The organism is Knoellia remsis (assembly GCF_003002895.1).
Classification (GTDB): Bacteria; Actinomycetota; Actinomycetes; order Actinomycetales; family Dermatophilaceae; genus Knoellia; species Knoellia remsis.
On sequence record NZ_PVTI01000004.1, the window covers coordinates 25,483 to 46,769 of the forward strand.

18 protein-coding genes are annotated in these 21,287 nt (G+C 71.0%); 6 read left to right on the forward strand and 12 right to left on the reverse strand.

The genetic code is table 11. The features are described 5' to 3' along the window. The first annotated feature begins 88 nt into the window (after positions 1 to 88). The 3 genes from BCF74_RS03590 (at position 89) to BCF74_RS03600 (ending at position 4,507) form a co-directional block, all read left to right on the forward strand. Positions 89 to 1,441: a magnesium chelatase ATPase subunit I gene (locus BCF74_RS03590; RefSeq protein ID WP_106296709.1), complete on the forward strand. Its 1,353-nt coding sequence runs from the start codon at positions 89 to 91 to the stop codon at positions 1,439 to 1,441. A 50-nt stretch (positions 1,442 to 1,491) separates the two neighbouring features. Beyond that, a complete protein-coding gene (locus tag BCF74_RS03595) occupies positions 1,492 to 3,525 on the forward strand; it encodes a vWA domain-containing protein (protein WP_106296710.1) in 2,034 nt (677 codons plus the stop codon). Positions 3,526 to 3,586: 61 nt separating this feature from the next. Continuing rightward, positions 3,587 to 4,507: an SGNH/GDSL hydrolase family protein gene (locus tag BCF74_RS03600; RefSeq protein WP_106296593.1), complete on the forward strand. Its 921-nt coding sequence runs from the start codon at positions 3,587 to 3,589 to the stop codon at positions 4,505 to 4,507. A 146-nt stretch (positions 4,508 to 4,653) separates the two neighbouring features. Here the strand turns inward: BCF74_RS03600 and acnA are convergent, their stop codons facing one another. From acnA to BCF74_RS03625, 5 genes are all read right to left on the reverse strand, one after another. After that, a complete protein-coding gene (acnA, locus tag BCF74_RS03605; protein WP_106296594.1) occupies positions 4,654 to 7,440 on the reverse strand; it encodes an aconitate hydratase AcnA in 2,787 nt (928 codons plus the stop codon). 181 nt (positions 7,441 to 7,621) lie between these two features. Beyond that, positions 7,622 to 8,938: an MFS transporter gene (locus BCF74_RS03610; protein ID WP_106296595.1), complete on the reverse strand. Its 1,317-nt coding sequence runs from the start codon at positions 8,936 to 8,938 to the stop codon at positions 7,622 to 7,624. 116 nt (positions 8,939 to 9,054) lie between these two features. Beyond that, positions 9,055 to 9,915 (reverse strand): hypothetical protein, encoded by an 861-nt coding sequence (locus tag BCF74_RS03615; RefSeq protein WP_106296596.1) that lies wholly within the window; start codon positions 9,913 to 9,915, stop codon positions 9,055 to 9,057. A 7-nt stretch (positions 9,916 to 9,922) separates the two neighbouring features. Further along, positions 9,923 to 11,233 carry a class I SAM-dependent RNA methyltransferase gene (locus BCF74_RS03620; protein WP_106296597.1) on the reverse strand — a complete coding sequence of 437 codons (1,311 nt, stop codon included), beginning with the start codon at positions 11,231 to 11,233 and terminating at the stop codon, positions 9,923 to 9,925. Then, entirely contained in the window at positions 11,230 to 13,239 is a 2,010-nt protein-coding gene (locus BCF74_RS03625) for an APC family permease (protein WP_425432799.1), read from the reverse strand. The genes BCF74_RS03620 and BCF74_RS03625 overlap by 4 nt, the downstream gene beginning before the upstream one ends. 65 nt (positions 13,240 to 13,304) lie before the next feature. Here BCF74_RS03625 and BCF74_RS03630 point away from each other — a divergent pair, with 65 nt between their 5' ends. Both BCF74_RS03630 and BCF74_RS03635 read left to right on the forward strand, forming a co-directional pair. Beyond that, on the forward strand, positions 13,305 to 13,967 hold the full coding sequence (locus BCF74_RS03630) for a potassium channel family protein (protein ID WP_177426624.1): 663 nt from the start codon (positions 13,305 to 13,307) through the stop codon (positions 13,965 to 13,967). A gap of 27 nt (positions 13,968 to 13,994) precedes the next feature. Next, positions 13,995 to 14,684 carry a potassium channel family protein gene (locus BCF74_RS03635; RefSeq protein ID WP_106296599.1) on the forward strand — a complete coding sequence of 230 codons (690 nt, stop codon included), beginning with the start codon at positions 13,995 to 13,997 and terminating at the stop codon, positions 14,682 to 14,684. Positions 14,685 to 14,787: 103 nt separating this feature from the next. On the opposite strand, the gene BCF74_RS03640 is transcribed toward BCF74_RS03635, so the two are convergent. The 7 genes from BCF74_RS03640 to BCF74_RS03670 all read right to left on the reverse strand — a co-directional run bounded on the left by BCF74_RS03640 (position 14,788) and on the right by BCF74_RS03670 (position 19,666). Beyond that, positions 14,788 to 15,480, reverse strand: coding sequence for a DUF3159 domain-containing protein (locus tag BCF74_RS03640; RefSeq protein ID WP_106296600.1), 693 nt, complete (start codon positions 15,478 to 15,480; stop codon positions 14,788 to 14,790). Further along, positions 15,477 to 15,845 (reverse strand): OB-fold nucleic acid binding domain-containing protein, encoded by a 369-nt coding sequence (locus BCF74_RS03645; RefSeq protein ID WP_106296601.1) that lies wholly within the window; start codon positions 15,843 to 15,845, stop codon positions 15,477 to 15,479. Before BCF74_RS03645 ends, BCF74_RS03640 begins: the two co-directional genes overlap by 4 nt. Continuing rightward, entirely contained in the window at positions 15,845 to 16,645 is an 801-nt protein-coding gene (locus tag BCF74_RS03650; RefSeq protein WP_106296602.1) for a DUF3710 domain-containing protein, read from the reverse strand. Before BCF74_RS03650 ends, BCF74_RS03645 begins: the two co-directional genes overlap by 1 nt. Beyond that, positions 16,642 to 17,145, reverse strand: a complete 504-nt coding sequence (dut, locus tag BCF74_RS03655) for a dUTP diphosphatase (protein ID WP_106296603.1) — start codon at positions 17,143 to 17,145, stop codon at positions 16,642 to 16,644. Before dut ends, BCF74_RS03650 begins: the two co-directional genes overlap by 4 nt. Positions 17,146 to 17,198: 53 nt before the next feature. Beyond that, positions 17,199 to 17,498, reverse strand: coding sequence for a DUF4193 domain-containing protein (locus BCF74_RS03660; RefSeq protein WP_106296604.1), 300 nt, complete (start codon positions 17,496 to 17,498; stop codon positions 17,199 to 17,201). Positions 17,499 to 17,652: 154 nt separating this feature from the next. Beyond that, entirely contained in the window at positions 17,653 to 18,543 is an 891-nt protein-coding gene (locus tag BCF74_RS03665) for an inositol monophosphatase family protein (protein WP_106296605.1), read from the reverse strand. A 1-nt stretch (position 18,544) separates the two neighbouring features. After that, positions 18,545 to 19,666: a ferrochelatase gene (locus tag BCF74_RS03670; protein ID WP_106296606.1), complete on the reverse strand. Its 1,122-nt coding sequence runs from the start codon at positions 19,664 to 19,666 to the stop codon at positions 18,545 to 18,547. Between the two features lie 121 nt (positions 19,667 to 19,787). Here BCF74_RS03670 and sepH point away from each other — a divergent pair, with 121 nt between their 5' ends. Beyond that, positions 19,788 to 21,083 (forward strand): septation protein SepH, encoded by a 1,296-nt coding sequence (sepH, locus tag BCF74_RS03675; RefSeq protein WP_106296607.1) that lies wholly within the window; start codon positions 19,788 to 19,790, stop codon positions 21,081 to 21,083. Positions 21,084 to 21,287: the final 204 nt, after the last annotated feature.

Here is a 21,287-nt window from a genome sequence, read left to right on the forward strand (position 1 = left end):
GCCCCCTGCCACTTCGTCCACCACCGCGTCCACCCCGCCGCCCACCCCGGCTCGCACCGAGCCGCCGGAGCCGCGCACCCTCGGCCAGCTGCGCGAGTCCGGCCACGAGGAAAAGCCCCTCCGACAGGAGATCCGCGACAACCTCGTCGCGGCGCTCGCCGAGGGGCGCGACCCGTGGCCGGGCCTGCACGGCTTCGAGGACACCGTCATCCCGCAGCTCGAGCGCGCCCTCCTCGCCGGCCACGACATCGTCCTGCTCGGCGAGCGCGGCCAAGGCAAGACCCGACTGCTCCGCAGCCTCGTCGGCCTGCTCGACGAATGGACGCCGGTCATCGACGGCTCCGAGTTCGGCGAGCACCCCTACTCCCCCATCACGCCCGAGTCGAAGCGTCGCGCCACCGAGCTCGGCGACGACCTCCCCGTGACGTGGCGGCACCGCGAGGAGCGGTATGCCGAGAAGCTCGCCACCCCGGACACGTCGGTCGCGGACCTCGTCGGCGACGTCGACCCGATGAAGGTCGCCGAGGGCCGCTCGCTCGGCGACCCCGAGACGATCCACTTCGGCCTGATCCCCCGCAGCCACAGGGGAATCGTCGCCATCAACGAGCTGCCCGACCTCGCCGAGCGCATCCAGGTCGCGATGCTCAACGTCATGGAGGAGCGCGACATCCAGATCCGCGGCTACGTCCTGCGCCTCCCCCTCGACGTCCTCGTCATGGCCAGCGCGAACCCCGAGGACTACACCAACCGCGGCCGCATCATCACCCCGCTGCAAGACCGCTTCGGAGCCGAGATCCGCACCCACTACCCGCGCGAGCTCGAGGCCGAGATGGCCGTCATCCGGCAGGAGGCCGACCTCGTCGCCGAGCTGCCCGACCACCTCGTCGAGATCCTCGCCCGCTTCACCCGAGGGCTGCGCGAGTCGTCGTCGGTCGACCAGCGCTCCGGCGTCTCGGCACGGTTCGCCATCGCCGGCGCGGAAACCGTTGCGGCGGCGGCACTTCACCGCGCGACGCGGCAGGGCGAGGACGAGGCTGTCGCCCGCGTCGTCGACCTCGACAGCGCCGTCGAGGTGCTCGGCGGCAAGATCGAGTTCGAGACCGGCGAGGAAGGCCGCGAGCAGGACATCCTTACCCACCTGCTGCGGACCGCTGTCGCCGAGACTGCCCGCTCCCGTCTCGGTGGCATCGACCTCGCGCTCCTCGTCTCGGCGCTCGAGGAGGGCGCGACGGTGACGACCGGTGAGCAGGTCTCGGCCCGCGACGTCCTCGACGGGCTGCCTGTGCTCGGCGAGTCGGACCTGTACGACCGGATCGCCGAGCGGCTCGACGCCACCTCCGACGGCGCCCGGGCCGGCGCGGTAGAGCTCGCCCTCGAGGCGCTCTACCTTGCCCGCCGGGTCGACAAGGACAGCGCCGACGGCGAGACGGTCTACGGATGAGCGAACGACCCGGTATGCCGTCCGCTCCCGGTCCCGGCACCGGCGGCGGTATGCCGCGGGGTCACCGCGCGCGCTACGCGCGCTACTCCGGTGGGCCCGACCCGCTCGCTCCCCCGGTCGACCTCGCCGAAGCCCTCGACGCCATCGGCGAGGAGGTCATGGCCGGCTACTCCGCCGAGCACGCGATGCGGGAGTTCCTGCGTCGTGGCGGACGCGACCAGCGCGGTCTCGACGACCTGGCGGCACGGGTGGCGCAGCGCAAGAACGAGCTGCTGCAACGGCATTCGCTTGACGGGACGATGCGCGAGGTGCGTGAGCTGCTTGACCGCGCGGTGCTCGAGGAACGCAAGCAGCTCGCCCGCGACCTCGACGACGACGCGCGGTTCGCGGAGCTTCAGCTGGAGAACCTGCCGTCCTCGACGGCCGGCGCTGTGAGCGAGCTGTCGGATTACTCGTGGCGGTCCTCGCAGGCCCGCGAGGACTTCGACCGCATCAAGGACCTCCTGGGCCGCGAGGCGCTCGACCAGCGGTTCACCGGCATGAAGCAGGCGCTCGAGAACGCCACCGACGAGGATCGCGCGGCAGTGCAGGAGATGCTGTCCGACCTCAACGACCTGCTCGCCGCCCACGCCCGGGGCGAGGACACAAGCGAGCAGTTCCGCGAGTTCATGGACAAGCACGGTGAGCACTTCCCCGAGAACCCGCAGAACGTCGACGAGCTCATCGACAACCTCGCGGCCCGGTCGGCCGCGGCGCAGCGGATGCTCAACTCGATGACACCCGAGCAGCGTGAGGAGCTGATGTCGCTCTCCGCGCAGGCGTTCGGCAGCCCGGCGCTCATGGACGCGCTCGACCAGCTCGACGCGAACCTGCAGGCTCTGCGCCCCGGCGAGGACTGGGGCGGCAGCGAACAGTTCGACGGGTCCGAAGGACTCGGGCTCGGCGACGGGACCGGCGCCTTCCAGGAGCTCGCCTCGCTCGACCGCCTGAGCGAGCAGCTCTCACAGGCCTATCCGGGCGCTCGCCTGGACGACATCGACCTCGACGCCCTCGCCCGTCACCTCGGTGACGACGCCGCCGTCGACGCCCGCACCCTCGCCGAACTGGAGAAGGCGCTGCGCGACTCGGGCTACCTCGGCCGCACCTCCGACGGCCAGCTCCGGCTCTCACCGAAGGCGATGCGCCAGCTCGGCCGGGCCCTGCTGCGCGACGTCGCCGAACGACTGAGCGGCCGCCAGGGACAACGGGATACGCGTCAGGCCGGTGCTGCGGCCGAGCCCAGCGGAGCCACCCGGGAGTGGCAGTTCGGTGACACCCAGCCGTGGGATGTCACCCGCACGGTGACGAACGCCGTGCTCCGCACGGCGAGCGAGGGTGGGGCGACGCGCGGCGGCATACGGCTCAACATCCGGGACGTCGAGGTGAGCGAGACCGAGGCCCGCACCCAGGCCGCCGTGGCGCTGCTCGTCGACACGTCGTTCTCGATGGCGATGGACGGGCGGTGGGTGCCGATGAAGCGCACGTCGCTCGCGCTGCACCACCTCGTGCAGACGCGGTTCCGCGGCGACCACCTGCAGCTCATCGGGTTCGGACGGCACGCGGAGGTCATGGAGATCGAGGAGCTCACCGCGCTCGAGGCCGAGTGGGCCAAGGGCACGAACCTGCACCATGCGCTGCTCCTCGCACAGCGGCACTTCCGCAAGCACCCGAACGCCCAGCCCGTCCTCCTCGTCGTCACCGACGGCGAGCCGACCGCACACCTCGAACCGGACGGCGAGGTCGCGTTCGCCTATCCCCCGCACCCGCTGACGATCGCCCACACCGTGCGTGAGCTCGACGCCGTCGGGCGGCTCGGGGCGCAGGTGACGTTCTTCCGTCTCGGGGAGGACTACGGGCTGGCGCGGTTCATCGAGCAGATGGCACGGCGGGTCGACGGGCGCGTCGTGGCGCCCGAGCTCGACGACCTCGGCGCCGCGGTCGTCGGCAGCTATCTCGGGTCTCGGGGCTCGCGCGGTCCTGGCGGTGGGTCCTACCGTGACCACTTCGGGGACCTGTTCGGCTCGCGGGGTTTCTGGGCGGGCTGACCCGCACGACGGCGCGGCGTATCGTGGCGAGGGACGCACCCGCCATGAAGGGACCTCACGGATGAGCTCGTCACGTCGTACCGTCCGCACCGCCGTCGCCGCTGCGTGGGCTGCTGCGCTGCTCGTCGCCGTGCCCGGTGCCCAGTCGATGGCCGCGACCGAGCGGGCGTCGGCGCCCACGCAGGCCGCGCCCGCCCCGGACGGCGACGCACCGGCATACGAACGCTATGTCGCCCTCGGCGACTCCTACACGGCGGCGCCGCTCGTGCCGAACCTCGACATCGCGGGCGGCTGCTACCGCTCGACGAACAATTACCCGAGCCTGCTCGCGCGCGAGCTCGGTGTGACGACGTTCGTCGACGCGAGCTGCTCCGGCGCGGACACGACGGACATGACGCAGAGCCAGCTCGCCGGCGTCGCACCGCAGCTGGACAACCTCACCCCCGACACCGACCTCGTCACGCTGAGCATCGGCGGCAACGACTTCAACGTCTTCGGCACCCTCGTCGGCTATTGCACGACGCTGCGGGCGAGCGACCCGACGGGCAGCCCGTGCCGGGACGAGATGCGCAGCGACGGGCAGGACCGGCTGCTCGCCGCCGTCAAAGAGACCCGGGCACGCATCGACGCGGTCATCGCCGAGATCGAGGAGCGCTCACCGGACGCGCGCATCCTCGTCGTCGGGTACCCGCAGATCGCGCCGCGTCAGGGCACCTGCCCCGACCTGCTGCCGCTCGCCGACGGTGACGTGTCGTATGCCGTGCAGGTCAACAAGCGCCTCACCGACGCGCTGCGGCAGGCGGCCAAGAGCAACCAAGTGGAGTACGTCGACGTGTGGAAGGCGAGCCAGGGGCACGACATCTGCTCCGGCGACCCGTGGGTCAACGGGCAGGTCACCGACATCACCCGGGCGCAGAACTACCACCCGTTCGCGAACGAGCAGCGCGCCATCGCCGACCTGCTCATCGACGAGCTCACCTGAGGACCACCACCGGGGCATCACGATGGCCCCTGGGTGAGACCCTCACTCCTCGGTGAGCTCTTGGGCAGCGATGCCTTGAAAGACCGAATGGCCCGTTCGGGCTGCGTCGTTGCGCAGACCCGAACGGGCCATCCGTCGAAAGTCGCTCAGCTCGTGACGAGGGAGCGCAGGACGTACTGGAGGATGCCGCCGTTGCGGTAGTAGTCCGCCTCGCCGGGGGTGTCGATGCGGACGACTGCATCGAACTCGATGGGGTCGGCGCCGTCCTTGGTCGCGGTGACCTTGACCGTCTTCGGCGTCCGGCCCTCGTTGAGCTCGGTGATGCCGCTGATGGCGAAGGTCTCCGTGCCGTCGAGGCCCAGCGACTCGGCGTTCTCGCCCTGCGGGAACTGCAGCGGGATGACGCCCATGCCGATGAGGTTCGAGCGGTGGATGCGCTCGTAGCTCTCGGCGATGACGGCCCGCACGCCGAGCAGGCGGGTGCCCTTGGCCGCCCAGTCACGCGAGGACCCGGAGCCGTACTCCTTGCCGGCGAGGATGACGAGCGGCGTGCCCGCGGCCTGGTAGTTCGCCGACGCGTCGAAGATCGTCGACTGCTCGCCGCCCTGGGTGAAGTCGCGGGTGAAGCCGCCCTCGACGCCGTCGAGGAGCTGGTTCTTGAGGCGGATGTTGGCGAACGTGCCGCGGATCATGACCTCGTGGTTGCCGCGCCGTGAGCCGTAGGAGTTGAAGTCCTTGCGCTCGACGCCGTGCTCGGCGAGGTACTTGCCGGCGGGGCTGTCGGCCTTGATCGACCCGGCCGGGCTGATGTGGTCGGTCGTGACCGAGTCACCGAGCTTGGCGAGCACCCGCGCGCCCTCGATGTCCTCGACCGGTGCGGGCTGCATCTCCATGCCCTCGAAGTACGGGGGCTTGCGGACGTAGGTCGACTGGTCGTCCCACTCGAAGGTGTTGCCCTCGGGGGTCGGCAGCGACTTCCAGCGCTCGTCACCGGCGAAGACGTCGGAGTAGTCCTCGGTGAACATCTCCTGGCTGATCGACTCCGCGATGGTCCGCTCGACGTCGGCCGGGGCGGGCCAGATGTCGCGCAGGAAGACGTCCTTGCCGTCGGTGCCCTGACCCAGCGGCTCGTTCGCGAAGTCGAAGTCCATCGTGCCGGCGAGGGCATAGGCGATGACGAGCGGCGGGGACGCGAGGTAGTTCATCTTCACGTCGGGGTTGATGCGACCCTCGAAGTTGCGGTTGCCGGAGAGGACCGACGTCACGGCGAGGTCGTTCTCGTTGATCGCCTTCGAGATCTCCTCGTTGAGCGGGCCGGAGTTGCCGATGCACGTCGTGCAGCCGTAGCCGACGAGGTGGAACCCGAGCTTCTCGAGGTAGGGCCACATGCCGGCCTTGTCGTAGTAGCCGGTGACGACCTTCGAGCCCGGCGCCATCGACGTCTTGACCCACGGCGCGACGGTGAGCCCGGCCTCGACGGCGTTCTTGGCGAGCATCGCCGCGGCCATCATCACCGACGGGTTCGACGTGTTCGTGCACGACGTGATCGAGGCAATCGAGACGATGCCGTGGTCGATCTCGAACGAGCCACCACCGTCGGCCGCGGTGACCTGGACCTTCTTCGACGGGCGGGTGGAGCCGTTGCCGGTCTCCTCCGGCTTGTCGCCACCGTTGACGCCCTCGGGGCTGCCCTGCGGCGTCGGGTCGCTCGCCGGGAACGACGACGCGACGCCATCGGCACCCTCGTCGTGCGCGACATACGTCGGGAGGACCTTGCGGAAGGCCTCCTTGGCGCCGGAGAGCTCGATGCGGTCCTGCGGACGCTTGGGGCCGGCGATGGACGGCACGACGGTCGACAGGTCGAGCTCGAGCCGCTCGCTGTAGCGGGCCTCCTTCGCCGGGTCGAGCCACATGCCCTGCTCCTTCGCGTAGGCCTCGACGAGCGCGACCTGCTCGTCGGAGCGACCGGTGAGGCGCAGGTAGTCGAGCGTGACGTCGTCGATCGGGAAGATCGCGCAGGTCGAGCCGAACTCGGGGCTCATGTTGCCGATCGTGGCGCGGTTGGCGAGCGGCACGGCCGCGACGCCTTCGCCGTAGAACTCGACGAACTTGCCGACGACACCGTGCTCGCGCAGCATCTCGGTGATCGTGAGGACGACATCGGTCGCAGTCGCGCCGTCGGGGATCTGGCCGGAGAGCTTGAAGCCGACGACACGCGGGATGAGCATCGACACCGGCTGGCCGAGCATGGCCGCCTCGGCCTCGATGCCGCCGACGCCCCACCCGAGGACGCCGAGCCCGTTGACCATCGTCGTGTGGCTGTCGGTGCCGACGCAGGTGTCGGGGTAGGCGACGCCGTCGCGGTCGAAGACGACGCGGGCGAGGTGCTCGATGTTGACCTGGTGGACGATGCCGGTGCCGGGCGGGACGACCTTGAAGTCGTCGAAGGCGCCCTGGCCCCAGCGGAGGAACTGGTAGCGCTCGCCGTTGCGCTCGTACTCGATCTCGACGTTGCGCTCGAAGGCGTCCGCGCGACCGAAGACGTCGATGATCACCGAGTGGTCGATGACGAGCTCGGCCGGCGCGAGCGGGTTGATCTTCTCGGGGTTGCCGCCGAGGTCGGCGACGGCCTCACGCATCGTCGCGAGGTCGACGACGCAGGGCACGCCGGTGAAGTCCTGCATGATGACGCGGGCCGGCGTGAACTGGATCTCGGTGTCCGGGTCGGCGTTCTCGTCCCAGGAGCCGAGCGCGCGGATGTGGTCGGCGGTGATGTTCGCACCGTCCTCGGTGCGCAGCAGGTTCTCGAGGAGGACCTTGAGGCTGTAGGGCAGCGTCTCGCTCCCCTCGACCGCCGAGAGTCGGTAGATCTCGTAGGACTTCTCGCCCACCGAGAGTTCGCCGTGTGCCTTGAAGCTGTCCGTGCTCGCCACGAGCTGTGCTCCTTCCGCGCGTCCTCGCGCTCGTCGGTCCCGATTTATCTTGATATCAAGATACTAGCGACCGTATGCCGTGTCCACCGCTTCGGGGTCGGTGTGCCGTTGCGTGTCCCACACTCCCACGCCACCCGCCGCACCGGTAGACCGACCTGAGCCACGCCGCACCGGCGGGGAGTCACTGCGCGACGAGGTCCCGGTCACGCGTCTCGGGCAGGGCGAGGACAGCAAGGAGGCTGACGACGGCGACACCCATCAGGTACAGACCCACGGCCCCCGCGCCGTAGTCGGCGGCCAGTCGAGCGGCAAGGAGCGGCGCCGCGGCACCACCGATGACACCGCCGAGGCTGTAGGCCAGGGCCGAGCCGGAGTAGCGCGTCGTCGCCGGGAACAGCTCCGGCAGGAAGGCGCCCATCGGGCCGTAGACGGCACCCATGCACCACAGCGCACCGCAGATCGCGAGCAGCAGGCCGGCATACGCACCGGTGTCGATGAGCGGGAACATCGCCGGCGCGAACAGCACCGACATGACCACCGCCGCGATGAGGGTCGGGCGGCGGCCGAACCGGTCGGACAGGCGCGCACTGACCCACGTGCCGAGCGCCATGAACGCCGCGCCGACGAGGGTCGCGCCGATCGCCTCGGGCCGCGAGAAGCCACGCTCGTCGGCCGTCGCGTAGGTGAGCGAGAACGTCGTCGCGGTGTAGAAGAGTGAGTAGGCGATCGCCATCGCGAGGGCGCCGAGCAGCACGGGCAGCCAGGACTGGCGCAACAGGACGAAGAGCGGCACCTTGGCCCGCTCCTGCTGGTCCATGACCCTGGCGAAGGCGGGTGTCTCGGCGATCTGCAGCCGCACCCACAGCCCGACGCCCACGAGCACGATCGAGATGAGGAACGGCACACGCCAGCCCCACGACTCGAAGGTCGACTCGCTCATCGTCAGGGTGAGCGCGAGGAAGATCCCACTCGCCGCGATGTAGCCGATCGACGGACCGAGCTGCGGGAACGCACCGAACAGGCCACGCTTCCCGGGCGGTGCGTGCTCGGTCGCGATGAGAGCGGCGCCTCCCCACTCGCCACCGAGCCCCAGCCCCTGGGCGAACCGGAGCAGGACGAGGAGCAGTGGCGCGAGCACCCCGATCGACGAGTAGCCCGGCAGCAGACCGATGGCGAACGTCGCCAGCCCCATGGTGAGCAGCGACGCGATGAGCATCGACTTGCGTCCCACGCGGTCGCCGAAGTGCCCGAAGAGCGCCGACCCGAGCGGCCGTGCGACGAACGCGACCGCGAACGTCGACAGCGCCGCGAGCGTGCCGGCCACGTCGGAGAGCTCGGGGAAGAACGCGCCCGAGAAGACCAGCGCCGCGGCCGTCCCGTAGATGTAGAAGTCGTAGAACTCGATCGCGGTGCCCATGAAGCTCGCGACCGCGATGCGGGCGGTGCTCTGGGTCCCGGTCGCGTGCGCGGGTGGTGGCTCGGCGATGAGGTCGGACATGGGCAGCCATCGTGCCACCGTGGGTTCCGCAGTGCGGACACCCGTCTCAGTCAGTGATCCGTATGCCGGTGAGTGCGGTCTGCGTCCGACCTCGCCTTCCGAGGGGGCGACCCGGATCAGCCGGTCCGGCGCATCCGGTAGTGCAGGCGCAGCGCGCGGGCCGGGCCGAACCGCAGCTCGTGGTCGGTGCGCAGCTCCCCACGTTCGTCGACGTAGACCGTGAACTCCTCGTGGATCGGCGCCTTCGCGGCCCAAGCGGTGCCGTCGGGCTGCCGGGCGAGGACGTAGGCGCCGTCCCTGCCGAACGGGCCGCGGGGCGAGGACAGCACGAGGGCACCGTCGTTGCGGGTCGACGGCCGGAGAAACACCTGCACGTTGCCGAGCTCGAGCGGGAAGGTGACGTGGATGCTCGGGCGGTCGGCCCCGGGAAGCCTGCGCACGCCATACGCACCGCTGAAGAGGAACTGGTCGGTGCGCCGCAGCCGGCGCAGCCACGCCGCCCACACCTGGGCCCCCATCGCATCGCGGATCGCGACGACCTCGCTGTCGATGCCGTGGCTGACGTCGAGCGGCTGCACGGGCAGGGCGAGCTGCTGCATCCGCCGGCCGAAGAGGTGCTCGACGAGCATGCCTCCGGGCTGGAAGACCGGTGACCAGCTGGACCAGGCGTCCATGACCCAGTCGCTCGTGTGCTCGTAGAACTCGCGCACCGGCGCGGCGAGGTCGTCGGCGTCGAAGCCGGGACCGTCGAGGACGGCGAGGTCCGGCACGAGGCCGTGTGGTCCGCGTTCGGCCGTCCCGCCGACCGACGTCGCTGCCTCCTCGATCCACGACTCTCCCACGACACCGGCGCGGGCCTCGGGCGCGCGCAGCCAGGCGTGCTCGCCGTCGAGGTCAGCCTGTCGCCCCACCCCACGCCAGAACCGCCGCGTCGACGCGTCGAGCGCCCGGAAGGCGTTCTCCCGCAACGGACTCATGCGCGACTCATGTGCGCTCGAAGATGGCGACGCACTCGATGTGGTGGGTCATGGGGAAGGCGTCGAAGGCACGCAGGCTCCTCAGCTCGTAGCCGCGCTCCATGACGTATGCCGTGTCCCGCGCCAATGCAGCCGGGTCGCAGGCGACGTAGGCGATGGCGCGTGGCCCGAGCGCTGTCACCGCCCCGACAACAGCGGCACCGGCGCCTGTGCGCGGCGGGTCGAGGACGACGAGGTCGGCCGACGGCGGCATGAGCGAGTGCGGCCGGCGCGGCTTGCCCGACCGGCGGCGCGACCGGCCCCGGCCACCGGCCACTCGCCCGCGCGACTCCACCCCCAGCACGTCGTCAACGCGTCCCGCGACAACCTGGACCCACGGCGTCGCAGCCACGTTGTCGCGCGCGTGCGCCACCGCGACCGCATCGGACTCGACCGCGAGCACCTGACCCGACTCCCCCACCGCCTCCGCCAGCGCCGACGCGAAGACTCCCACCCCGGCATACAGGTCGAGACACCGCTCCCCCGACCGCGGCTCCAGACCCGCGACCACCGCGTCGACGAACGTCGCTGCCGCCCCCGGATGCACCTGCCAGAAGCCCCGAGCGCTGACCTCGAACGAGCGCGAGATCGACTGTCCCGCAACGGTCTCGGTCACCACCGGCACCTCGTCTGCATCCGAGACCGGTACCCGCACGACGACCGCCTCGCCATCCGATGGAGCCACGACGTCGATGGCCTTGACGTCGTCCCATCGTTGCCCGAGGACACCGGTCCCGACGACCCGCTCCCCCGCGATGAGACAGTCCTCCACCGGCAGCACGTCGTGGCTCCGGTGCCGCCGCATCCCCGCGCGCCCATCCTCGTCGACGGCGAACTCGGTGCGGGTGCGCCAGCGCAGCCCGTCGACGTCACCGGGCACCGGCCCGACCGTGACGTCGACGTCGAGTCCCGCCAGGCGCTGCAGCTGCTCGCGGACGACATCGGCCTTGAGACCCCGCTGCGCCGACAACGCGACATGCTGGAAGTCGCAGCCACCGCAGAGGCCGGGACCGGCATACGGACACGGCGCAGCCACCCGGTCGGGCGAGGCCACCAGCACAGCCACTGCGTCACCGCGCAGGAACCGGTCCCCCGCACCGCCCTCGGTGACGCGCACGACCACCCGCTCCCCGGGCAGCGCGTGACGGACGAAGATCACCCGTCCCTCGTGCCGCGCGACGACGAAGCCGCCGTGCGCGATCGGCCCGCAGTCGACCTCGACCTCGTCACCGACCGCGAGCTCACCCGCAGCCGACGCCGACGCCTCGACCTCGCTCATCCCTCGCCGCGCCGGACGTCGCCGACGACCGGGCCGTCCATCCGCTCTTCGGCGCCCGCCGACGACGCGAGCTGCCACGGCACGCTCGACACCATGACACCCGGCGTGAAGAGCAGCCGGGTCCGCAGCCGCAGGGCGCTCTGGTTGTGCAGGATCTGCTCCCACCAGTGGCCGAGGACGTACTGCGGGATGTAGATGACGACGAGGTCGCGCGGGTTGCCGCTGCGGATCGACTTGACGTACTCGACGACGGGGCGGGTGATCTCGCGGTAGGGCGAGTCGAGGACCTTGAGGGCGACGGGGATGTCGCGGGAGTCCCACTCACGCTGCAGGGCCGCGGTGTCCTCGGGGTCGACGTCGACGGTGAGCGCCTCGAGGATCGACGGTCGGGTCGCCCGCGCGTAGGCAAGCGCCCGCAACGTCGGCTTGTGGATCTTCGAGACGAGGACGATGGCGTGCACGCGCGAGGGCAGCAGCTGCGCCTGCGTGTCGCCGGGCGTCACGGCGAGCTCGTCGCGCACGTGGTCGTAGTGACGGCGGATGCCGACCATGATGAAGAACAGCACCGCCATCGCCGCGATGGCGTAGCCGGCGCCGTGGGTGAACTTCGTGATGAGGACGACGATGAGGACGACCCCGGACATGACCGCGCCGACGGCGTTGATGGCCCGGCTACGGATCATCCGGCCGCGCTCGCGCGGGTCGCGCTCGAGGGCGAGCTTGCGGTTCCAGTGGCGGACCATGCCCGTCTGGCTCAGCGTGAACGACACGAAGACACCGACGATGTAGAGCTGGATGAGCTTGGTGACCTGCGCGTCGTAGATGGCGATGAGGGCCGCGGCGGCACCGGCGAGGATGAGGATGCCGTTGGAGAACGCGAGGCGGTCGCCGCGGGTGTGCAGCTGACGCGGGAGGAACCCGTCGCGCGCGAGGATCGAGCCGAGGACCGGGAAGCCGTTGAAGGCCGTGTTCGCGGCGAGGATGAGGATGAGGCCGGTGACGATGGACACGAGGACGACGCCCGGCATGAACCCGTCGAAGACGGACTTGGCGACCTGGCCCATGACGGTGTCCTGGACGTAGTCCTCGCCGACGGGGACGCCGTCCTTCATCAGCTGGACCTCGGGGTCCTCGGCGATCTTGACGCCGGTCCAGCGTGCGAGCGCGACCATCGAGACGAGCATCGTGATGGCGATCGAGCCCATGAGGAAGAGGGTCGTCGCGGCGTTGCGGCTCTTGGGTTTCTGGAAGGCGGGGACACCGTTCGAGATCGCCTCGACGCCGGTGAGCGCGGCACAGCCCGACGAGAAGGCGCGCAGCAGCAGGAAGGCCATCGCCGCGGTGCCGAGGGCACCCATACCCGGCTCGGGAGCGAGCTCGTATGCCGCGCTCTCGGCAGGCGGGAGCGTCCCGGTCGCCTCCCGGAAGAAGCCGACGACGGCCATGGAGAGGATCGTGAACATGAAGAGGTAGGTCGGCACAGCGAACGCCTTGCCCGACTCGCGCACCCCGCGCAGGTTCATCGCCGTGAGCAGCACGACGATGACGACGGCCGCGGCCACTTCGTGGCCGCGCAGGAACGTGAACGCCGACGCCGCGTTCTGCACGCCGGAGGACACCGACACCGCGACCGTGAGCACGTAGTCGACGAGCAGGGCGCTGCCGACGCTCAGCCCCGCCTTCGGCCCGAGGTTGACGCTGGCCACCTCGTAGTCGCCACCACCGGAGGGGTAGGCGTGCACGTTCTGCCGGTAGCTCGCGACGACGACCATCATGACGACGACGACGGCGAGTGCGATCTGCCACGAGTGGGTCGCGGCGAAGGCACCGCCGGCGAGGCCGAGGGTGAGGATGATCTCGTCCGGGGCGTAGGCCACGGACGACAGCGCGTCGCTCGCAAAGACCGGCAGGGCGAGCTTCTTGGGAAGCAGGGTCTCGCCGAGGCGGTCCGAGCGCATGGCGCGACCGAGGATGACGCGTTTGACCACGCGACCTGAGGAACTCACGGTGGCCACTCTATGCACCTGACATGCCCGCTGTGCCGCACGTTCCGCGGTGTAGCGTCGGAGCCGTGCACTTCGTCATCATGGGCTGCGGCCGTGTCGGCGCCTCTCTCGCCCGCGCTCTCGAACGCGCCGGACACGACGTCGCGATCATCGACCAGAACGAGGCCGCCTTCCGCCGCCTCGGCGCATCCTTCGAAGGACGCCGCGTCGTCGGTGTCGGCTTCGACCGGGACACGTTGCGACAGGCCGGGATCGAGGACGCCTACGCGTTCGCCGCCGTCTCCAGCGGCGACAACTCGAACATCCTCGCGGCGCGGGTCGCGCGCGAGAAGTTCGGCGTCGAGAACGTCGTCGCCCGCATCTACGACCCGGGCCGCGCCGAGATCTACCAGCGGCTCGGCATCCCCACCGTTGCCACGGTGAAGTGGACCAGCGACCAAGTGCTGCGGCGCCTCCTCCCCCAGGGTCACGTGCCCGAGTTCACCGACCCGAGCGGCAAGATCGTCATCGCCGAGATGCCCATCCATGACGGCTGGGTCGGTCGTCGCTTCCCCGATCTGGAGGAAGCGGTCGGAGGTCGGGTCGCCTACGTCAGCCGGCTCGGAGAGGGACTGCTCCCCCGGTCCGACACCGTCTACCAGGACGGCGACCTCGTCCACTTCGCCCTCGAGCGGGACCGGCTCGCCGACGCCGAACGCGTCCTCGACCAGGCGCCCCCCGCTCACTGAGCGACGACAGAGGAAGAGAGCACACACATGCGCGTCGTCATCGCCGGAGCCGGGAGCGTCGGTCGCTCCATCGCCCGCGAGCTGCTCCGCAACGGCCACCAGGTCCTGCTCGTCGACAAGGAGGCCGACGGGGAGCGGGTGACCAAGGTCCCCGATGCCGCCTGGCTCCAGGCCGACGCCTGCGAGCTGAGCGCCCTCACCGAAGCCGGTGTCGCCGACTGCGACGTCGTCGTCGCCGCAACCGGTGACGACAAGGCCAACCTCGTCGTCTCGCTGCTTGCCAAGACCGAGTTCGGCGTCCCCCGCACCGTTGCCCGCGTCAACAACCCCAAGAACGAGTGGATGTTCGACGAGGCGTGGGGTGTCGACGTCGCCGTGTCGACGCCGCGCCTCATGACGGCCCTCATCGAGGAGGCCGTCTCGATCGGCGACCTCGTGCGCATCTTCGAGTTCCAGCAGGGACGTGCCGCGATGGTCGAGATGACGTTGCCCGAAGGCAGTCCGTATGCCGGTGCGCGCGTCGGCGACGTCGCCTTCCCTCCCGACACGGTCCTGACCGCGATCATCCGCGAGGGGGCGCCGATCGCGCCGAGTCGCGACGACGCGCTCGAGCCGCTCGACGAGCTGCTCTTCATCACGACCGGTGACGGCGAGTCCGAGCTCGAGTCGATGCTCAGCCCCGGAACCCAGCGCCAGAAGCGCGAGCTCGACGACTGACTGCCCGTTCCGGCACCCCGGTCGACGACTGATTGCGCAGAGTTCGCATCCGATGCGCAGCGAGGATGCGAACTCTGCGCAATCAGTGGGAAATGAAAAGCCGTCAGGAGTCGGGCGCCGGCGACTGTTGCGGGGTGCGGCCGCGCACGAGCAGCCAGCCCATCACCGAGATCGCCGCCACCCAGAGCGGCCAGCCGAGGACGATCTTCGCCACCCCCAGCGCCTGGACCTGCCCCGCGAGGTAGAGCGGCACCTGGATCGCGAGCCGCACGACATACAGCGCGACGAGCACCCATGTCAGCCGCGAGCACACGGCGACCATGCCGCGGTCACGCCGCCACGCGAACGGGTCCTCGGATGCGCGCGGGTCGCCGGCGCCGACGAGGAAGCCGACGACGGGCCAGCGCACGAGGATCGACACCACGGTCCCGACGAGATATGCCCCGGACAGCAGCATCCCGGGGAGGAAGGCATCTTCCGCACGCCCGCTGCGCATCGCGAAGAAGGCGGCGATCGCGGTCGCGAAGACCGCGGCGAGGACGTGCTGAAGGCTCGATCGCTGCGCGATACGCACGAGCGCGAGAATCACGGCCACCGCCAACGCGGCATACACCGCCAGCCGCAGGTCCTCGCGCCAGGTCCACAGCGCGATGAAGGCAACGGTGGGCAGTGCGGTCTCGATCGAGCCGCGCCACCCACCAAGCGCGGTGGAGAGCCGGTGGCGGATGAGCTCCTCGACGGTCTCCGCGGTCGCTGCGGGAACCTCGGTGCTCGGGGCGGGCGGTCGCTCGGTCACTTCGTCGGGACGATCTGGTAGTCGGGGTTGAAGATCGTGGGCTGGCCCTTGACCTTCGCGATCCGGCCCTGCGCCTTGAGGAAGACGCCGGGCTCGATGCCGGCGATACGACGCCGGCCGATCCACACGAGGTTGACCGACCGCTTGCCGTCGAAGAGCTCGGCCACGAGGACGGGCACGCTCTGGCGCGGCGGCATGGTCGTGCAGCGCACACAGCCGGCAACCGTGGCCGGGCGACGCTCGACCAGTGGGGTGGAGCAGGCCTGCGCGACGGAGGGGTCCTCGAGGGTGCGCTCACGGATCTCGTCGGCCTCGAGCTGGGTCTCGGTGCGGGCGAGGTCGCGCAGCTTCTCCTTGAGGCCCATCACCGCACCTCGGTGATCTCGGGCCCGCGCTCGAAGGGGTTGAGGTCGTCGGTGCTGCGCGGCGTGCCCTCGGTGGCCTGCTCGTCTCCGGCGTCGGTCGCCGCCGGCATCGGAGCGGCCTCCTCCTGCGGCAGGCGCAGCTGGAGGAGCTCACGCGGCGCCATCGGGTCGGACCCGCGCACGACGACGGTCTCGCGGAAGACGTCGAGCAGCGGCGCGGCCGCCTCGTCGTCGATCGCCCCGCGGCCGCTGATGACCCCGCGCAGGAACCATCGCGGCCCGTCGACGCCGAGGAAGCGCGCCGGCGCGAAGACGGTCCGACCGTCCGGGCCGGCACTCGGCATGCGGGTGCGCAGCTCGGCTCCGAGGACGCCGCGCTCGTGGTCGGCCGTGCCGCCCTGGGCCTCGATGGCCTCGGCGATCTCGGTGCGGATGTCACGCCACAGCCCGCCGGAGCGCGGCGCGGCGAAGGCCTGCAGCTGCAGCGCGGACTCGCCGATGACGGCGGTCGCGGCGACGACGTGCTGCTGCTCCTGGTCGATCTCGAGGCGCAGCTCCATCCCTTCGACGCCGGTGATCCGGATGGCGCCGAGGTCGAGCCGGCCGTCGTCGTCCGCGACCTCGCTCGCGTCGTACGGTCCGTTGCTGCGGTCGGCGGGAGCGTCGAGACCGTCGTCGTCCTCCGCCTCGATCGCGGCGTCACCCTCGGTCGCGTCGCCCTCGGCGGACTCGACGTCGGTGCTCAGGTCTTCGGTGGTGTCGGTGGCGTCCTCGGCCTTGCGCCGGCGAAAGATGCTCACGGTGCGGTCACTTCCTCGAAGGTGTTTGCGGTCCCGCGAGCCTGTCCCGCGAAACCACCGGTGGATCCATGTCCAGTCTCCCCCCGGACGCTCTCCGGCAGGGCATCGGCCTCGGTGAACTCGGCATGCACATAGTGCTGCACGACGAGCTGGGCGATGCGGTCGCCCACCTCGACCGTGAAGCTCTCGGTGCGGTCGAGGTTCACGAGGTTGACGAGGATCTCCCCGCGGTAGCCGGAGTCGACGGTCCCGGGAGCGTTGACGATGCTGATGCCGTGCCTGGCCGCGAGACCGGAGCGTGGGTGCACGAGGCCCACAGTCCCCGGCGGCAGTGCGACGGCGAGACCGGTCGGCACGAGCGCGCGCTCCCCCGGTGCGAGGGTCACCCGGGCGACCGAGCTGAGGTCGGCGCCGGCGTCGCCGTCGGTGGCGTATGCCGGCACGCGCGCCTCCTCGTGGAGTCGCCGGAAGGCCACGGGAACGCGAGAAGGGCCAGTCACGGGGACTGACCCTATCTCGGTTCGCTGGCCCTGCCGGACCACCTGCGGCTCGCTCAGGCCGCGCACTCGCTGCAGACCATCTGGCCGTTCTTCTCGGACGCCAGCTGGCTGCGGTGGTGCACGAGGAAGCAGCGCGAACAGGTGAACTCGTCAGCCTGCCGCGGGATGACCCGGACCGACATCTCCTCGCCGGAGAGGTCCGCACCGGGGAGCTCGAAACCCTCGGCCTGCTCGGTCTCGTCGACGTCGACGCTGGAGGACCGCTTGTCGTTGCGGCGGTTCTTCAGCTCCTCGATCGAGTCCTCGGACAGGTCGTCGTCGGTCTTGCGTGGAGCGTCGTAGTCAGTCGCCATGGCTCGCCCTTTCCGATGTCGTGGTGCCGTCTGCCGGGAAGGGGACGGCTCGCTGGTTGCCCTGCTCGCCCGGTCAACGCACGGGTGCCGGGTTTTGTGCCCGCGCGAGCGGAGATTGTGCACCATCGGCCTGCAGAACGCCATGCCGGGTTCGTCAGGCGTCCCGAAGGTGCCTCCGGGTACCCTCCGCGACCAGCTCGGGGAGGGTCCCGACCAGGCCCGGGGCGCAGGCCCAGGTGAGTGCTGAGCCCGGCCCGTCGAAGCCCCCGACCGCGGCTCCCGCCTCGGTCGCGACGAGCCAGCCCGCGGCGAGATCCCATGGGTTGAGGCCGGTCTCGTAGTACGCGTCGAGAGAGCCGGCCGCGACGGCGCACAGGTCGAGTGCGGCGCTGCCGATGCGCCGGATGTCCCGGACCTGCGGAAGGAGGTCGAGGACGAGGCGAGCCTGCCGCTCACGCCGCTGTGCGGCATACCCGAACCCCGTGCCCACGAGCGCGAGCGCCGGGTCGGTGCACGCCGTCGGGGCGAGCATGCGGTCGCTGTCGTCGGCGAGGACGAGCCGCGCTCCGCCGCCGGTTCGCGCCCGGAACAACTCGCCGGTGACGGGGTTGTGCACGGCTCCCGCGAACGGGCGCCACGCGCCCTCACGGGTCGGGTCACCGACGACGGCGGCGACGGACACGGCATACGCGGGTATGCCGTAGAGGTAGTTCACGGTGCCGTCGATGGGGTCGATGACCCACGTGATCCCGGACGTGCCGGTGGCACCGCCGCGTTCCTCGCCGAGGACGGCGTCGTCGGGCCGGGCCTCGCGCAACCGCGCGACGAGGTGGTCCTGGGAGCGCTGGTCCATGACCGTGACCACGTCGGTCGCGGTGGACTTCGTCGACGCCACCTCGACGGCGTCCGGTCGCTCGTCGACGATGAGCCGTCCGGCCGAGAGGGCCACGGCGGCGGCGAGCTCCTCGAGCTCGGCGGCGACGTCATCGTCCGGAAGGGCCGGTATGGCCGCCCGCTCGCCGTGGTGCGCGCCGTGCGTCGTCATCTCAGTCCCTTCCGCAGAGGGCGGGCAGGGCCTCGCGCAGGTTCGGGCAGCAGCCGGCGTCGCACACCGACGGCCGGAGGTCGCCGGAGTCGGCGTGCGCCGGGAGCACCACCTCTCCGCGGGCCTCGGCGGCACGCTCCTCGACGAGGTCGACGAGGGTCTCGACGAACACCGGATGGGTGCCCGCGGTGGGGACCCGCACGAACCGCACCCCGAGCCGCTCGGCGGTCGCCCGCGCCTCCCGGTCGAGGTCGTTGACGACCTCCATGTGGTCGGAGACGAAGCCGATCGGCGCGACGACAACCGTCGTGACCCCTTCGGCGGCGAGCTCGGTGATGCGGTCGTTCACGTCCGGCTCGAGCCAGGGTGTGCGCGGGCTGCCGGAGCGGGAGCAGAAGACGAGCTCGTGCTGCAGGTCGCGGCCGGTGCGCTCCCGCAAGCCCTCGGCGACGAGGGCGCCGACGCGCAGGTGCTGGTCGACGTAGAGGTTGCCCTCGCCGTCGCCCGGCCCGGAGGTGTCGTCCATCGCCTCGGGGACCGAGTGGGTGACGAAGAGCAGGCGGGTCGAGGCGTCGCCGTTCTCCGGCAGGTCGGCGATGGCCTCGACGAGCGCCTCGGTGTTGACGGCCACGAAGCCGGGATGGACGGCATACGGGCGGACCTTGTCGATGACGAGGTCGGCGGCGGCGACGCCCAGCTCCTCGGTCGCGGCGGCGAGGTTCTCGCGGTACTGCCGGCAGCTCGAGTACGACGAGTAGGCGGAGGTGAGGACGACGCAGAGGCGCAGCAGCCCCTCGGCCCGGGCTGCCCGGAGGGTGTCGGCGAGGAACGGGTCGCTGTTGCGGTTGCCCCAGAGGACCGGCACGTCGGAGCCGCGGCGGGCGATCTCGTCGGTGAGGGCCGCGACGAGGGCGCGGTTCTGGTCGTTGATGGGGCTGCGCCCGCCGAAGTGGTCGTAGTGGGCGGCGACGTCGAGGAGGCGCTCCTCGGGGACGTCACGACCGGCGGTGACCCGGCGGAGGAAGGGCATGACCTCGTCGGGCGCTTCGGGCCCGCCGAAGGAGACGAGGAGGACGGCGTCGTACGGGGCGAGGACGTCGTCGTCGGAGGGCAGGGGCGTCATGCGACCACCCTATGAGGCGCGTGCGGCAACTCGGCGGGCCCCAACCGGGCGTGGTGCTTTGTCGCGGCCCTGCGAGATGGCACAGTCAAGGGTGACCTGACCACTGCCCGGGAGATCTGCGATGAAGGACCTTCGTCTCATCGGCGTCCACGAGGACGGCGAGCACATGCTGCTGTCCGATGCCGACGGGGTGCGCTACCGGGTGCAGCTCGACGAGGCGATGCGTGCCGCGGCCCGCCGCGACCGTCCCCGGCTCGGCCAGCTGCAGATCGAGATCGACGGTGGGCTGCGTCCCCGCGACGTCCAGGCCCTCATCCGCTCCGGTCTGTCGACCGAGGAGGTCGCGGACCGCGCCGGGTGGACGGTGGAGAAGGTGCAGCGATTCGAGGGCCCGGTGCTCGCCGAGCGGGAATACGTCGCGAACCTCGCCAAGGCGGTCGTCGTCGGGTCCGGTCGGGGGGCGTCGCGGCGTGGCTCCGGTGCCGTCGAGTCCGACCAGACGCTCGGCGCTCGCGCGGACGAGCGGTTCAAGGCCCGAGGGGTGCCCGAGGAGCTGATCCGGTGGGACTCGCTGCGTCTTGACGACGGTCGCTGGACCGTCCAGGCCCTCTTCCCCGCTGGCGGCCGGGAGCGCACGGCGTCGTGGACGTTCGACCCGCGACTGAAGTCGCTCATGGCGACCAATGACGAGGCGCGCTGGCTCAGCGAGGACGCCTCGGGCGACATGACGATCCCGACGCCGCACGTGGCGACGAGTGCGAACCGGGCCAGTGCGGTGTTCGACGTCGAGTCCTACGGTGACGACGAGGGACCCGCTCCGCTGCCCGAGGTCCCTCAGGTCGACGGTTCGCAGGGCGGGGCCGAGACCGAAGCCGGTGCCGACCCCGACGCCGACGCAGCGCCGGCACCCAAGCGCGGGCGCCGGGCCACGTCGCGCGAGCCCATCGACCTCATGGCCGCGATGCGCGAGCAGTCCAACCGGTCGCGCCGTAGCGGCAAGGGACGGGGGCGCAGCCGCAAGAGCTCCCCGGCGCAGACCCCGGGCGATGACGCACCCCGCGAGGACGCCCTCCCCCTTGAGGAGCTGACGATGGACCCCGCCGAGGCGCCCGAGCCTCCCGCGGCCCGCGGCTCGCACCCCGAGAGCGCCCACCTCGACGAGCGCGCACCGGCCGACGGTGCCGACACGGACCCGGACGCGCGCGTGGGTGACCGCGGCGACGCGGACGCGGACCGGGATGTCCGAGTCACGGACGACGAAGCCGACTCGGGGACGACCGACCTCGAGGACGCCGAAGACGAGGCGGCCGACTCCGCACAGCCATCCTCGCGCCGTGGCGGGTCGCGCAAGTCCGGCCGACCGAGCGTCCCGAGCTGGGACGACATCATGTTCGGCGGAGGCCGCGGCAAGGGCTGAGCCCCGCCGAGGTTCTCACCGGAACCTCGTGGCTTCCATGGGGCACGCGATCCAGTCGGGGGTGAGTCCATCCCTGTCCGATGCTCTGATCTTGCGTCGTCCTTTGGGCCAGTCCGAGTGGTCCAAAGGACGACGCAAGATCAGAGCGCTGCGGACTCGATGACTCCCCGACGTCGATGGCATCCCCGCACGCCGCCGGTGTCG

What these genes read in the sequence shown, in the direction of transcription:
- BCF74_RS03615 (WP_106296596.1), bottom strand. Translation starts at nt 9,915, where the DNA reads ATGAGTCCGTTGCGGGAGAACGCCTTCCGGGCGCTCGACGCGTCGACG.
- BCF74_RS03670 (WP_106296606.1), bottom strand. Translation starts at nt 19,666, where the DNA reads ATGACGCCCCTGCCCTCCGACGACGACGTCCTCGCCCCGTACGACGCC.
- BCF74_RS03610 (WP_106296595.1), bottom strand. Translation starts at nt 8,938, where the DNA reads ATGTCCGACCTCATCGCCGAGCCACCACCCGCGCACGCGACCGGGACC.
- BCF74_RS03595 (WP_106296710.1), top strand. Translation starts at nt 1,492, where the DNA reads ATGCCGCGGGGTCACCGCGCGCGCTACGCGCGCTACTCCGGTGGGCCC.
- BCF74_RS03600 (WP_106296593.1), top strand. Translation starts at nt 3,587, where the DNA reads ATGAGCTCGTCACGTCGTACCGTCCGCACCGCCGTCGCCGCTGCGTGG.
- BCF74_RS03645 (WP_106296601.1), bottom strand. Translation starts at nt 15,845, where the DNA reads ATGGGCCTCAAGGAGAAGCTGCGCGACCTCGCCCGCACCGAGACCCAG.
- BCF74_RS03620 (WP_106296597.1), bottom strand. Translation starts at nt 11,233, where the DNA reads ATGAGCGAGGTCGAGGCGTCGGCGTCGGCTGCGGGTGAGCTCGCGGTC.
- BCF74_RS03665 (WP_106296605.1), bottom strand. Translation starts at nt 18,543, where the DNA reads ATGACGACGCACGGCGCGCACCACGGCGAGCGGGCGGCCATACCGGCC.
- BCF74_RS03635 (WP_106296599.1), top strand. Translation starts at nt 13,995, where the DNA reads ATGCGCGTCGTCATCGCCGGAGCCGGGAGCGTCGGTCGCTCCATCGCC.
- sepH (WP_106296607.1), top strand. Translation starts at nt 19,788, where the DNA reads ATGAAGGACCTTCGTCTCATCGGCGTCCACGAGGACGGCGAGCACATG.
- BCF74_RS03660 (WP_106296604.1), bottom strand. Translation starts at nt 17,498, where the DNA reads ATGGCGACTGACTACGACGCTCCACGCAAGACCGACGACGACCTGTCC.